Source organism: Pseudomonas silensiensis (genome assembly GCF_050434865.1).
Taxonomy (GTDB): Bacteria; Pseudomonadota; Gammaproteobacteria; order Pseudomonadales; family Pseudomonadaceae; genus Aquipseudomonas; species Aquipseudomonas fluorescens_W.
Window position 1 is genome coordinate 103,372 of record NZ_JBNDJH010000012.1, and the last position, 13,741, is coordinate 117,112.

Annotated in this window: 11 protein-coding genes and 1 pseudogene; 8 read left to right on the top strand and 4 right to left on the bottom strand. The window is 59.8% G+C overall.

From position 1 onward, the window contains the following. Positions 1 to 187 precede the first annotated feature (187 nt). Positions 188 to 673, bottom strand: a pseudogene (locus QF010_RS18345) (serine hydrolase); the annotation flags it as partial. Positions 674 to 744: 71 nt separating this feature from the next. Next, positions 745 to 1,623: an acyl-CoA dehydrogenase middle domain-containing protein gene (locus QF010_RS18350; protein ID WP_429533636.1), complete on the bottom strand. Its 879-nt coding sequence runs from the start codon at positions 1,621 to 1,623 to the stop codon at positions 745 to 747. A gap of 154 nt (positions 1,624 to 1,777) precedes the next feature. Between QF010_RS18350 and olsB the strand changes: the two genes are divergently transcribed. Continuing rightward, on the top strand, positions 1,778 to 2,533 hold the full coding sequence (gene olsB / locus QF010_RS18355; RefSeq protein WP_008152922.1) for an L-ornithine N(alpha)-acyltransferase: 756 nt from the start codon (positions 1,778 to 1,780) through the stop codon (positions 2,531 to 2,533). Further along, on the top strand, positions 2,533 to 3,324 hold the full coding sequence (locus tag QF010_RS18360) for a lysophospholipid acyltransferase family protein (protein WP_429533637.1): 792 nt from the start codon (positions 2,533 to 2,535) through the stop codon (positions 3,322 to 3,324). The genes olsB and QF010_RS18360 overlap by 1 nt, the downstream gene beginning before the upstream one ends. A 108-nt stretch (positions 3,325 to 3,432) precedes the next feature. Here the strand turns inward: QF010_RS18360 and QF010_RS18365 are convergent, their stop codons facing one another. Further along, positions 3,433 to 4,011 (bottom strand): acyl carrier protein phosphodiesterase, encoded by a 579-nt coding sequence (locus QF010_RS18365; protein ID WP_033060919.1) that lies wholly within the window; start codon positions 4,009 to 4,011, stop codon positions 3,433 to 3,435. A 171-nt stretch (positions 4,012 to 4,182) separates the two neighbouring features. Here QF010_RS18365 and QF010_RS18370 point away from each other — a divergent pair, with 171 nt between their 5' ends. Genes QF010_RS18370 through QF010_RS18380 form a run of 3 tightly spaced genes read left to right on the top strand, consistent with a single transcriptional unit; the run spans position 4,183 to position 6,759 of the window. After that, positions 4,183 to 4,485: an ArsR/SmtB family transcription factor gene (locus QF010_RS18370; RefSeq protein ID WP_033060920.1), complete on the top strand. Its 303-nt coding sequence runs from the start codon at positions 4,183 to 4,185 to the stop codon at positions 4,483 to 4,485. A 34-nt stretch (positions 4,486 to 4,519) separates the two neighbouring features. Beyond that, positions 4,520 to 5,686, top strand: a complete 1,167-nt coding sequence (locus tag QF010_RS18375; protein ID WP_008152916.1) for an MFS transporter — start codon at positions 4,520 to 4,522, stop codon at positions 5,684 to 5,686. A gap of 23 nt (positions 5,687 to 5,709) precedes the next feature. Further along, entirely contained in the window at positions 5,710 to 6,759 is a 1,050-nt protein-coding gene (locus tag QF010_RS18380; RefSeq protein ID WP_429512098.1) for an alkene reductase, read from the top strand. Positions 6,760 to 6,974: 215 nt separating this feature from the next. Here the strand turns inward: QF010_RS18380 and emhR are convergent, their stop codons facing one another. Next, positions 6,975 to 7,607: an efflux system transcriptional repressor EmhR gene (gene emhR, locus QF010_RS18385; RefSeq protein WP_429512096.1), complete on the bottom strand. Its 633-nt coding sequence runs from the start codon at positions 7,605 to 7,607 to the stop codon at positions 6,975 to 6,977. A gap of 265 nt (positions 7,608 to 7,872) precedes the next feature. Here emhR and emhA point away from each other — a divergent pair, with 265 nt between their 5' ends. From emhA to emhC, 3 genes are read left to right on the top strand one after another with little or no spacing between them, the layout of a single operon-like run. Then, entirely contained in the window at positions 7,873 to 9,030 is a 1,158-nt protein-coding gene (emhA, locus tag QF010_RS18390; protein ID WP_033060928.1) for an efflux RND transporter periplasmic adaptor subunit EmhA, read from the top strand. A gap of 3 nt (positions 9,031 to 9,033) precedes the next feature. Beyond that, positions 9,034 to 12,195, top strand: coding sequence for an efflux RND transporter permease subunit EmhB (gene emhB / locus QF010_RS18395; RefSeq protein ID WP_429512095.1), 3,162 nt, complete (start codon positions 9,034 to 9,036; stop codon positions 12,193 to 12,195). Then, positions 12,195 to 13,655: an efflux RND transporter outer membrane subunit EmhC gene (gene emhC / locus QF010_RS18400; protein WP_033060932.1), complete on the top strand. Its 1,461-nt coding sequence runs from the start codon at positions 12,195 to 12,197 to the stop codon at positions 13,653 to 13,655. The genes emhB and emhC overlap by 1 nt, the downstream gene beginning before the upstream one ends. Positions 13,656 to 13,741 lie beyond the last annotated feature (86 nt).

Consider the following 13,741-nt stretch of genomic DNA (forward strand, 5'->3'; position numbering starts at 1 on the left):
ATCGCCTTTATTCGTCGCATTACACCTAAGCGTCAATCCACTCAATCCACTCAATCCACTCAATCCACTCAATAGTGCAATATTTCGGAAAAATTCAGTTTTAAGAGAAAAAAAAATCCAAAAATAGAAGGAAATTGCCCACTAAGGCATTGATTCCCTTTATCCTCGATCCAAATCCTAATGAAAACCCATGGGTGTAGAGCATCGCGACCACCGAGGATTTCAACGGCGCGTACTCATAGTCTTCCTGCCAGTCCAGACCCGAGGCCCAATGCAACAGGTCGGCCATGGTCATCGTCGGGTGCTTTTCCAGCGGTGGATAAAACTTCAGCACTGGATCCGTGAGCTTGAACAGGCCTTCGCCATAGGCCACGCCGAGAACCGTGGCCATCAGGCTTTTGCTGATGGACCAGGTCAGGTGCGGGGTGTCGGCGGTGGTCGGGCCGGCGTAGTGTTCGTAGATCAGTTGACCGTCGCGGATCACCAGCAAGGCATCGGTGCGGAGGCCTTTTCGGGTGGCTTCATCGCGGGGCGGGAAGGCGTAAGTCTCCAGCGCTTGAAGCGCCGGCCCGGTGACTGTCGGGCCGGTCGGCCATTGCTCGGCAGGCCAGTATTCGGCGTGGGCCGAGAGGCTGAGCAGGAGCATAAAAACCAGGGACAAGCCTTTGAACATGGCGGGGGCTCGGAGGGATGAACTGGCTGAGCCTAGCCGAGGTTGATGACAGTTTTGAAATTTGCGGTCCGTCAATTCAACGCAAGTGCCTTGGCCAACCGCTTCCCCCGCGCAGCCGCTGCCAAATCCATCACACCCTGATCGCGCTGCCACATCGCCGCCCAATGCTGCGGGCCATCGGCCAGTGCCTGAGCCACCTCAGCCTTCAGCCCATCGAACTGCGCAAACAAGCCACCGAGCAACACATGTCCGGACGGATTATTTGGTGCCTGCCGGCTGACTTCCGCACACCCGGCCAGCAGCGCCAGCAACCGCAGTTGCAAGGCTTGCGGCCAGTCGTTGTCCTGACCGATGCCGCACAGCCAGGCGGTCATGGCGCTCAGAACGTAAATGTCTTCAAGGGTGCGGAACGGTTTGATGTAAGCCTCCCAGCCATCCCCCGCCAACAGTTCGCACTGAGCGTTATCGAGAAACAGCCGGCCATGGCTGATGTCTGGCATCAACGGGATCGCCGGTAGTTTCTCCACACGCACGCCCGGTTCATCGGGGTAGACCACCGCCAGACTCAGGCGCGGTTTTTCGTCGGGGGCTTCACTGCGAGCAGCGATCAGCAGCCAATCGGCGGCATCGCCTGCGGTGACAAAATCCTTGCGCCCGCTCAGACGCAAACCGTGCAGACGGGTCTGCATGTCCGTCACCCGCAGGCTGCGCTGTTCGGTCGCGCACAAGGCGCCGAGGCTCAGTGGCGCGCTCGGCCAGAGCATGCGCAACGCCGCCTGATAGCCCACCAGAAACGCCAGCCCCGGCGTCGACATCAAACGCCCGCCGGCCACCGCCAGTTCGAACGGCGTGACGTTGCCCAACTGGTGCAACAAGGTTGCGAACCCCTCGCCCAGATCCGGGTTGGCGGGCAGACGATCGCGGCGGCGCAGCAGGTTTTGCCAGGGCATAAGAGGCTCCTCGTGGGCTGTCATATAAGCATCACCAAAGCTTCATGGCGATGACACCGGGGCTACATAGCCTGACTTTGCACAACACGGCTGCATAAAGAAAGTCGATCGGCTGCAACCCACGACGGGTGAACGGCCCGTACGGAGATTCGCAATGACTCAGATCGCCCGCATCAGCGACACCGGCAATGAACGCCGCCTGCAAGCCGAACGCCTGGTGGGCGCCGAGGCCTTGCAGGAAGCCCAGGCCCTGCGCTTCAACGTGTTCAGCGGCGAATTCAACGCCAAACTGAAAGGCGCGGAGCTGGGTCTGGACATGGATGACTATGATGTTCACTGCGCCCACATCGGCGTGCGTGACTTGAACACCGGGCGTCTGGTGGCGACCACCCGTTTGCTCGACCACACGGCCGCCAGCAGCCTGGGCAAGTTCTACAGCGAAGAAGAATTCAGCCTGCATGGCCTGGTCCATCTCAAAGGCCCGATCCTGGAAATCGGCCGCACTTGCGTCGACCCGGCTTACCGCAACGGCGGCACCATCGCCGTACTCTGGGGCGAACTGGCCGAAGTGCTGAACCAGGGCGGCTACAGCTATTTGATGGGTTGCGCGAGCATTCCAATGCAGGACGGTGGCATCCAGGCCCACGCGATCATGCAGCGCCTGCGCGAACGTTATCTGTGCACTGAACACCTGCGGGCCGAACCAAAAAAACCGCTGCCGAGTCTCGACATCCCCTCCAACGTCATCGCCGAAATGCCACCGCTGCTCAAGGCCTACATGCGTCTTGGCGCGAAGATCTGCGGTGAGCCGTGCTGGGATGAAGATTTCCAGGTCGCCGATGTGTTCATCCTGCTCAAGCGCGACGAACTCTGCCCGCGTTATGCCAAGCACTTCAAGGCGGCCGTGTGATGAGTCGGTTACGGGTGTACGCGCGAATTGCGCGAGTGTTGGTGGTGGTGACGTTGGGTTTGAGCATGGCCGGTGTGTTCGGGTTGTTCGAGCGTTTGGGGATTGCTCATTCGATGGTCCGCCGCCAGCGCTGGTCGCGATTTTTCATGGCGCGGCTGAGCAATGCCCTGCCCTTTCGCGTGACGGTGCACGGTGAATTGCCGAAGGCGCCGATGCTCTGGGTCAGCAACCACGTGTCCTGGACCGACATTCCACTGCTGGGCATGCTCACGCCGCTGTCGTTCCTGTCCAAGGCCGAAGTGCGTACCTGGCCGGTGGCGGGCTGGTTGGCGGCCAAGGCCGGCAGTTTGTTCATTCGCCGTGGGTCGGGCGACAGCCAGTTGATTCGCAAACAGATGACCCGTCATCTGGAGCAGGAACATCCGCTGCTGATGTTCCCGGAAGGCACCACCACTGATGGCCGTTCGTTGCGCACGTTTCATGGTCGCCTGCTGTCTGCGGCAATCGACTCTGAAGTGAAGCTGCAACCGGTGGCGATTCGTTATCTTCGCGACGGAGAGCTCGATTCGCTGGCACCGTTCATTGGCGATGATGATTTGCTCTCGCACTTGATGCGCTTGTTTGCCCATGATCGGGGTGAAGTGGAGATTCATTTGCTCAAGCCGATCGCGTGTGAAGGTCGGGAGCGTGCGGCGCTGGCATTTGAAGCGCAGCAGGCGGTGCAGAAGGCGTTGTTTGGAGCGATTCCGGAAACACAGCAAGCCCCGATGCGCCCCGCCATCGCTGCCTGAACACATATCCCCTGTAGGAGTGAGCCTGCTCGCGATAGCGGTATATCTATCGACATAGGTGTTGGATGATAAACCGCTATCGCGAGCAGGCTCACTCCTACAGGGGGTCTATGTTGTTGGGTAGTTTTGGGCGAAGTCCTGAAGCTGCGGATAGAACAACCGAAAGTCATCGCTCAACGGTTCATACAACACCCGCAATTCCTGCATCGCTGCGGCCAGCTCCTCAGGCTGCGTCAATCTCCGTGAAATCCCTCGCAGCACCTGCTCAAGCACCGCAAATTCCCGATAAGAACCCAACCAGTCATTGGCCACCATGTGCGGCGCGATCTGCGCCAGACGTTCCGGCAATTGCGCCTCGGCGGACAGCACCCGGTACACACCTGAAGTGAACTGCTCCAGCGGCTGATCCGAGTAAAGCGTCCAGTCCCGGGCCAGGCAATGGTCGAAAAACACGTCGAGCACGATCCCGGCGTAACGCCGGCGGGTCATGGAAAACCGTGACAACGAGACGTCCACCAACGGATGGCGGTCGGTAAAGACATCAATGCTGCGATGCAGCTGGATGGCCGCTTCGATCTCCGGATCGAACTGCCCTTGCAGCCGCCCTTTGACGAAATCGCCATACAGACTGCCGAGCAATTGACCGGGGCGCTGGCCACCGAGGTGCAGATGTGCGAGATAATTCATGCGCGCAGCTTAGCACTGCTCCTTTATGTCGTTACACCCAACATATCGTTATAACTCGATATACCGAATTACTCGGTCATCAGACCAAAATCATATTGGTATATCGCGAAGTACCGATTTAAAGTTCGCCTCATCGCGATATAGCGTTTTACTCATCACGAGCCCAACACCATGACCATTAATCTCGACGAAATAATAAAAGCCCTGGCACACCCAGTACGGCGAGAAATCCTGCACTGGCTCAAAGACCCAACCGTCGAATTCCCCGACCAGTCCCACAGCAACGAGCACGGCGTCTGCGCCGGGCAGATCGATCAACGTTGCGGTTTGTCGCAGTCCACGGTGTCTGCACACCTGGCAACCCTGCAACGCGCCGGCCTGATCAGCAGCCGCAAAGTCGGCCAGTGGCACTTTTTCAAACGCAATGAGGAAACCATTCAGGAGTTCCTCAGCACCTTCAGCAAAGAGCTCTGACCCTTAACATCAGCAAGCCGACAAGGAATCAACAATGCCCCTCTCGCTACTCATTCTGGCCTTGAGCGCCTTCGCCATCGGCACCACCGAGTTCGTCATCATGGGCTTGCTGCCCGATGTGGCGGCCGACCTCGGTGTGTCGATCCCCGGCGCCGGCTGGCTGGTGACCGGTTACGCCCTGGGCGTGGCCATCGGTGCGCCGTTCATGGCACTGGCCACCTCTCGATTGCCGCGAAAGGCCGCGCTGGTAGCGTTGATGGGGATTTTCATCGTCGGCAACCTGCTCTGCGCAATGGCCACCGACTACAACGTGCTGATGTTTGCCCGTGTGGTCACCGCCCTCTGCCACGGTGCGTTCTTCGGTATCGGTTCGGTGGTGGCAGCAGGTCTGGTGCCTGCAAACAAACGCGCTTCGGCCGTGGCCCTGATGTTCACCGGCCTGACCCTGGCCAACGTGCTTGGCGTTCCGCTGGGCACCGCGCTCGGTCAGGAAGCCGGCTGGCGTTCGACCTTCTGGGCGGTGACCGTGATTGGTGTGATCGCGTTGATCGGCCTGATCCGCTTCCTGCCGGCCAAGCGCGATGAAGAGAAACTCGACATGCGCGCCGAACTGCGCGCCCTCAAAGGCGCCGGGATCTGGCTGTCGTTGAGCATGACCGCTTTGTTCGCAGCTTCCGTATTCACCCTGTTCACCTATGTCGCTCCGCTGCTCGGCGATGTCACTGGCGTCTCGCCCAAAGGCGTGACCTGGACCCTGATGCTCATCGGCCTGGGCCTGACGGTCGGCAACATCATCGGCGGCAAGCTGGCTGACAAAGGCATGGCCGCAACGTTGATCGGCGTCTTTATCTCGATGGCCGTGATCTCGACCGTACTGACCTGGACCAGCGTTGCGCTGATTCCGACCGAAATCACCCTGTTCCTCTGGGCCACCGCGTGCTTTGCCGCCGTGCCCGCCCTGCAAGTGAACGTGGTGACCTACGGCAAAGCCGCACCGAACCTGGTGTCGACCCTGAACATCGGCGCTTTCAATATCGGCAACGCACTGGGTGCCTGGGTCGGTGGCAGCGTCATCGCCCACGGTTTCGGCTTGACCAGCGTTCCTCTCGCGGCAGCCGCACTGGCGGTTCTCGCCCTGCTGGTGACCCTGATTACTTTCCGTCAGAGCGGTAATCCCGAACTGGCTCCTGCGACTAACTGATACCTCACGAGGGTTGTACTGAAATGACGACTATTTTCGATCCGATCAAACTGGGCGACCTTGAGTTGGCCAACCGCATCATCATGGCGCCGCTGACCCGCTGCCGCGCCGACGAAGGCCGCGTGCCAAACGCGCTGATGGCCGAGTACTACGTACAACGCGCCTCGGCCGGGCTGATCCTCAGCGAGGCCACTTCGGTCACGCCGATGGGCGTCGGCTACCCGGACACCCCGGGTATCTGGTCCAACGATCAAGTGCGTGGCTGGGCCAATGTGACCAAGGCTATACACGGCGCGGGCGGCAAGATTTTCCTGCAACTGTGGCACGTCGGCCGTATTTCCCACGGCTCGTACCTGGGCGGTGAAGCGCCGGTCGCCCCAAGCGCCATTCAGCCGAAAGGTCATGTCAGCCTGGTTCGTCCTCTGGCCGACTTCCCAACCCCACGCGCCCTGGAAACCGCTGAAATCGCCGACATCGTCGACGCCTACCGCGTCGGTGCCGAGAACGCCAAGGCGGCCGGTTTCGACGGTGTGGAAATCCATGGCGCCAACGGTTACCTGCTCGACCAGTTCCTGCAAAGCAGCACCAACCAGCGCACCGACAATTACGGCGGCTCCCTGGAAAACCGTGCGCGCCTGTTGCTCGAAGTGACCGATGCCGCGATCGAAGTCTGGGGCGCGGGCCGCGTGGGTGTGCACCTGTCACCCCGCGCCGATCTCCATGACATGGGCGACGACAACCTGGCCGAGACGTTCATCTACGTCGCTCGCGAACTGGGCAAACGTGGTATCGCGTTCATTTGCTCGCGTGAGAGAGAAGATGGCGACAGCCTGGGTCCACAAATGAAAGAAGCGTTCGGCGGCCCGTACATCATCAACGAACGCTTCACCAAGGACAGCGCCAACGCCTGGCTGGCCAGCGGCAAGGCTGATGCGGTGGCCTTCGGCGTGCCATTCATTGCCAACCCGGACCTGCCGGCACGTTTGAAGGCCGATGCGCCGCTGAACGAACCACGCCCTGAACTGTTTTATTCCAAGGGCGCGGTCGGCTACATCGACTACCCGGTGTTGTAAGCGTCCCCCTTGAAACGCAAAAGCCCCGACTCGAAAGAGCCGGGGCTTTTTTGCGCCGGTTACTCACAAAATCCCTACAAATCAGGTAGCTCACTACCTATCAACCTGGCGAGCGTACGTATATAAAAGCACCCCATTGCAATCAGGCGGGCATCGGGATGATCCTGATCCGCCTCAAATGTTTGACACAACCGGATCCATTTCCGCATTTTGTTTCATTTGCGCAGGCTTGGGCTCAAGCGCAGCATATCCAATCCTGTATCGGCCAAACGCTCGGCGTCGAGGTGCAGTTCAAAGCTGTCGGGCGCCAACAGCCACTGATACAGGATGCCGTCGATGTACGCATGCAGGCTGATGGCTGCGCGGGCCGTATCGAGGTTTTCCGGTAACTGCCCTCGATTGACCGCATTACTCAGCGCCAGGGCGATTCGCACATTGCAATCAAGGCTGACCTCTCGACGCTGCTGGCGCAGGTCGCACATTTCATCGGTGAATTCGCACTTATGAAACAGAATCTCATTGATGCGTCGGGTTTTCGGATCCAGAGCAACTTGATGAAACAAATGAATCAGCAGCTTGCGCATGCAGCCCAGGGGGTCGAGTTCTTCTTCGCTTTCACTGGCCTTGGCCATTTCATCCAGAGGCTCTTTCAAGGTATCAAGCATGGCCTGCACCAGATCCGCCTTGTTGCTGAAATGCCAATAGATGGCCCCGCGCGTGACCCCGGCCAGGGTAGCGATATCCGCCAGTGTCGTGCGCGCCACGCCCCTTTCGTAAAAGGCTTTTTCTGCCGCTTCCAGTATCTGGCTGCGGGTTTCTTGAGCTTCCTCTTTGGTACGACGGACCATGGCAGTACAACCTCAATCAGGATGCTTCAGGGATGTCTGAACATCCGCTGAATAAAAGTGGGGCGAGCGCTCTCGGGCGTTGTCCCCGGCCTACAATTCGAACCCTTGAACGGCTTTTGTAACGGTGTGGATACGCGGCCAAGGTGTTTACAAACAACCATGAACGTAAGTATATTCCTTAGCAAGCTACTTATCCACTCAGCGCACATTTTTTACCTTTCCACATTTCGAGTGCGCAATTTGCGCGCCTGACCCGAGGTTTTTCATGCAATTCAAGCCAGCTGTTACCGCTCTGGTCACCGCCCTCGCCTTGGCATCGCTGCTCAGCGGATGCAAAAAGGAAGAGGCGGCACCTGCCCCACCACCCCCTCAGGTCGGCGTCGTTACTCTGCAACCTCAAGCCTTCACCCTGACCTCTGAGCTTCCGGGCCGTACCAGCGCCTACCGCATCGCCGAAGTTCGCCCTCAGGTCAACGGCATCATTCTCAAGCGTCTGTTCAAGGAAGGCGGCGACGTCAAGGCCGGCCAGCAGCTGTATCAGATCGATCCGGCGGTTTATGAAGCCACCCTGAAAAGTGCCGAAGCCAACCTGCAACAGACCAAGTCGATCTCGGATCGCTACAAGCAGTTGGTCAGCGAACAGGCAGTGAGCCGGCAGGAATACGACACGGCCCTGGCCAACCGGTTGCAATCGGAAGCCGCGCTGCAAAGCGCGCAGATCAATGTGCGCTACACCAAGGTTTACGCCCCACTCTCCGGCCGCATTGGCCGCTCGACCGTGACCGAAGGCGCGCTGGTGACCAGCGGCCAGGTCGACGCGATGGCGGTGATTCAGCAACTGGACCCAATCTACGTCGACGTCACCCAGTCTTCGGTAGAGCTGCTGGAACTGCGCCGCGAACTGGAAAGCGGTCGTCTGCAAAAATCTGGCGACAACGCGGCCAAGGTCAAGCTGACCCTCGAAGACGGCAGCGAGTACAAACAGGAAGGCAAGCTTGAGTTCTCCGAAGTCTCGGTGGACCAGACCACCGGTTCCGTGACCTTGCGTGCGGTATTCCCGAACCCTGACCACACCCTACTGCCAGGCATGTTTGTACACGCCCAATTGCAGGCCGGTGTGAACAGCGCGGCGATCCTCGCCCCGCAACAAGGCGTGACCCGTGATCTCAAAGGCACCCCGACCGCACTGGTCGTCGGTCCGGACAACAAGGTCGAACTGCGTCAGCTCAAGGCCAGCCGCACCGTCGGCAACCAATGGCTGATCGAAGACGGCCTGAAGGCCGGCGATCGACTGATCACCGAAGGGCTGCAATACGTCAAACCTGGCGTTGAAGTAAAAGCCAGTGAAGCGACTAACGTTGGCGCAAAGAACCCGGCCCCCGCACAGGTAGCTAACAAGGCATCCAGCGGTCAAGGGGAGTAAACCATGTCCAGATTTTTTATCGACCGTCCGATTTTTGCCTGGGTAATTGCCCTGGTCATCATGCTGGTCGGGGCACTATCGATCCTCAAACTCCCGATCAACCAATACCCGAGCATTGCGCCTCCGGCCATCGCGATCCAGGTGACCTACCCGGGCGCGTCCGCACAAACCGTGCAGGACACCGTGGTTCAGGTGATCGAGCAACAGCTCAACGGTATCGATAACCTGCGTTATGTCTCGTCGGAAAGTAACTCCGACGGCAGCATGACCATTACCGCGACCTTCGAGCAGGGCACCAACTCCGATACCGCGCAGGTTCAGGTCCAGAACAAGCTGAACCTGGCCACCCCGCTGCTGCCGCAAGAAGTGCAGCAACAGGGTATCCGCGTGACCAAGGCAGTGAAAAACTTCCTGATGGTGATCGGCGTGGTGTCGCGCGACGGCAGCATGACCAAGGACGACCTGTCCAACTACATCGTTTCGAACATGCAGGACCCGATCTCGCGGACCGCCGGTGTCGGTGACTTCCAGGTCTTCGGTGCGCAGTACGCGATGCGGATCTGGCTCGACCCGGCCAAGTTGAATAACTTCAACCTGACCCCGGTGGACGTGAAAACCGCCATCGCCGCACAGAACGTCCAGGTGTCGTCCGGCCAACTCGGTGGATTGCCTGCTGTCGCCGGCCAACAGCTGAACGCGACGATCATCGGCAAGACCCGCCTGCAGACTGCTGAGCAGTTCAAGGCGATTCTGCTCAAGGTCAACAAGGACGGCTCGCAAGTGCGTGTCGGCGATGTGGCGGATGTCGGTCTGGGCGGTGAAAACTACTCGATCAGCGCCCAGTTCAACGGCAGCCCGGCCTCCGGTCTGGCGGTGAAACTGGCCAACGGTGCCAACGCCCTCGACACTGCAAAAGCCCTGCGCAAGACCATCGAAACCCTCAAGCCGTTCTTCCCGGAAGGGATGGAAGTGGTGTTCCCGTACGACACCACGCCAGTGGTGACCGAGTCGATCAAGGGTGTGGTTGAAACCCTGGTCGAAGCGATCGTGCTGGTGTTCCTGGTGATGTTCCTGTTCCTGCAAAACTTCCGCGCCACCGTCATCACCACGATGACCGTGCCAGTCGTATTGCTGGGTACCTTCGGGATCCTCGCGGCGTTCGGTTTCAGCATCAACACCCTGACCATGTTCGGCATGGTATTGGCCATCGGCTTGCTGGTGGACGACGCCATCGTCGTGGTGGAAAACGTCGAACGGGTCATGAGCGAAGAAGGCCTGTCACCCAAGGAGGCCACCAAGAAATCCATGGGGCAGATCCAGGGTGCATTGGTCGGTATCGCCCTGGTGCTCTCGGCGGTACTGCTGCCGATGGCGTTCTTCAGCGGTTCCACCGGTGTGATCTACAAGCAGTTCTCGATCACCATCGTCTCGGCCATGGCCCTGTCGGTACTGGTCGCGCTGATCTTCACCCCGGCGCTCTGCGCAACCATGCTCAAGGCGATTCCGAAAGGCGAGCACGGCGCGCCGAAACGCGGCTTCTTCGGCTGGTTCAACCGCAATTTCGACCGTGGCGTCAAAAGCTACGAGCGTGGCGTGGGCAACATGCTCGCGAACAAGGCCCCGTACTTGCTGGCCTACCTCATCATCCTGGTCGGCATGATCTGGCTGTTCACCCGCATCCCAACGGCGTTCCTGCCGGAAGAAGACCAGGGCGTATTGTTTGCTCAGGTGCAAACCCCGGCCGGCTCGAGTGCCCAGCGCACGCAAGTGGTCGTGGATGACATGCGTGAATTCCTGCTGCGTCCGAGCAAGGACGGCGGTGAAGGCGACGCGGTGGCCTCGGTGTTTACCGTGACCGGCTTCAACTTCGCCGGCCGTGGCCAAAGCTCGGGTATGGCGTTCATCATGCTCCGACCGTGGGACGAACGTAACGCCGACAACAGCGTGTTCAAAGTCGCGGCCCGGGCCCAACAGCATTTCTTCACCTTCCGTGACGCCATGGTGTTTGCGTTCGCACCGCCCGCGGTGCTGGAGCTGGGTAACGCCACCGGTTTCGACGTGTTCCTGCAAGACCGTGCCGGTATCGGTCACGACAAGCTGATGGCTGCTCGCAACCAGTTCTTGGGCATGGCGGCGCAGAGCAAGGTGCTGTCGCAGGTCCGCCCGAACGGTCTGAACGACGAACCGCAATACCAGCTGGAAATCGATGACGAGAAGGCCAGTGCCCTGGGCATCACCCTCACCGACATCAACAACACCCTGTCGATCGCCTTGGGCAGTAGCTATGTCAACGACTTCATCGACCGCGGTCGGGTGAAGAAGGTGTATGTGCAAGGCCAGCCGGGCGCGCGCATGAGTCCTGAAGACGTGAAGAAATGGTATGTGCGCAACAAGGCCGGCACCATGGTTCCGTTCTCGGCGTTCGCCAAGGGTGAGTGGATTTACGGTGCACCGAAGCTGTCGCGTTACAACGGCGTAGAAGCAATGGAAATCCTCGGTGCCCCGGCACCCGGTTATTCCACCGGTGAAGCCATGCTCGAAGTCGAAGCCCTGGCCAAGAAACTGCCGGCCGGTGTCGGTATTTCCTGGACCGGTCTGTCATACGAGGAACGATTGTCCGGTTCGCAAGCGCCAGCGTTGTACGCCCTGTCGCTGCTGATGGTGTTCCTGTGTCTGGCGGCGCTGTACGAAAGCTGGTCGATCCCGATCGCGGTGATGTTGGTGGTACCGCTGGGGATCATCGGTGCGCTGATGGCGACCAGCCTGCGCGGTCTGTCCAACGACGTGTATTTCCAGGTGGGCCTGTTGACGACCATTGGTCTGGCGGCGAAAAACGCCATTTTGATTGTCGAATTTGCCAAGGAACTGCATGAACAAGGGCGTAGCCTGCGTGATGCCGCGGTCGAAGCCTGCCGGATGCGCTTGCGACCGATCATCATGACGTCGCTCGCTTTCGTCCTCGGTGTGGTACCACTGGCAATTTCCACGGGTGCAGGCTCGGGTAGCCAACATGCGATCGGTACCGGGGTGATTGGCGGTATGCTCACGGCCACGATCCTGGCGATCTTCTGGGTCCCACTGTTTTTCGTCACCGTGTCGGCCATGGGGCAGCGCAAAACCGCTGACCAGGACGACGCTATTGAACCTTCTAAAGAGGCTGGCTAATGAGTAAGTCGCTACTCTCCCTGGCTGTTGCCGCCTTCGTGCTCGGCGGCTGCTCGCTGATTCCCGATTATCAGCAGCCTGAAGCACCGGTGGCGGGCCAGTACCCGCAAGGTCCGGCGTATTCGTCGGCCCAGGCGCCTGCCCAGGCTGCCGCTGAACAGGGCTGGAAGCAGTTTTTCCATGACCCGGCGCTGCAACAGCTGATTCAGGTCGCCCTGGAAAACAACCGTGATCTGCGTGTCGCGGCGCTGAACATCGACGCCTTCGCGGCTCAATACCGCATTCAGCGTGCCGATCTGTTCCCGGCCGTGTCGGCCAACGGCACCGGCAGCCGTCAGCGGGTCCCGGCTAGGGCCTCGCAGACCGGCGAAGCGGATATCACCAGTTCCTACTCGGCCACGGTCGGTATCAGCGCCTATGAGCTCGACCTGTTCGGTCGGGTTCGCAGCCTGAGCGAAGAAGCGCTGCAGAAGTACTTCGCCACCGAAGAAGCGCGCCGCAGCACCCAGATCAGCCTGGTGGCCAGTGTGGCCAACGCCTACCTGACCTGGCAGGCCGACAAGGAACTGCTGAAACTGACCCAGGACACCCTCGGTGCGTTCGAGGAGAGCTACAAGCTCACCGCCCGCAGCAACGAAGTGGGTGTAGCCTCGGCGCTGGACCTGGCCCAGTCGCGTACCTCGGTGGAAAACGCCCGCGCACAAATGGCCAAGTACACCCGTCAAGTCGCCCAGGATGAAAACAGCCTGGTGCTGCTGCTCGGCACTGGCGTCCCGGCCAATCTGCAAGCGGCCAAGCCATTGGCTGACGACCTGCTGAGCGAAGTGCCGGCCGGTCTGCCATCGGACTTGCTGCAACGCCGTCCGGACATCCTTCAGGCCGAATACAACCTGAAAGCCGCCAACGCCAACATCGGCGCGGCACGGGCGGCGTTCTTCCCGAGCATCAGCCTGACGGCCAACGCCGGGACCCTGAGCCCGGACCTGTCCGGTCTGTTCAAGGGCGGTTCGGGCACCTGGCTGTTCCAGCCGCAGATCAACTTGCCGATCTTCAACGCCGGCAGCCTGCGCGCCAGCCTGGATTATTCAAAAATCCAGAAAGACATCGGCGTGGCGAACTACGAGAAGTCCATTCAAACGGCCTTCCAGGAAGTCGCCGACGGCCTGGCCGCCCGCCAGACCTACACCGATCAGTTGCAGGCCCAGCGTGATTTCGTCACCGCGAACCAGGACTACTACCGTCTGGCCGAGCGTCGTTACCGCATTGGTGTCGACAGCAACCTGACCTTCCTCGATGCCCAGCGCCAGCTGTTCAGTGCGGAACAGGTACTGATCACCGACCGTCTGGCGCAACTGGTCAGTGCCGTCAATCTGTACAAGGCACTGGGCGGTGGCTGGAACGAGCAGACCGCGAAGAACGAGCCGTTGAAAGAAGAAGCACCGAAGCTGAAGTTGTTCTGATAGCGCTGTAAAACAAGAAGCCCACCTTTTGGTGGGCTTTTTGTTGCGCTGAATAAGTGCTTTTGCTGTTCGATAATCGCCCAGAA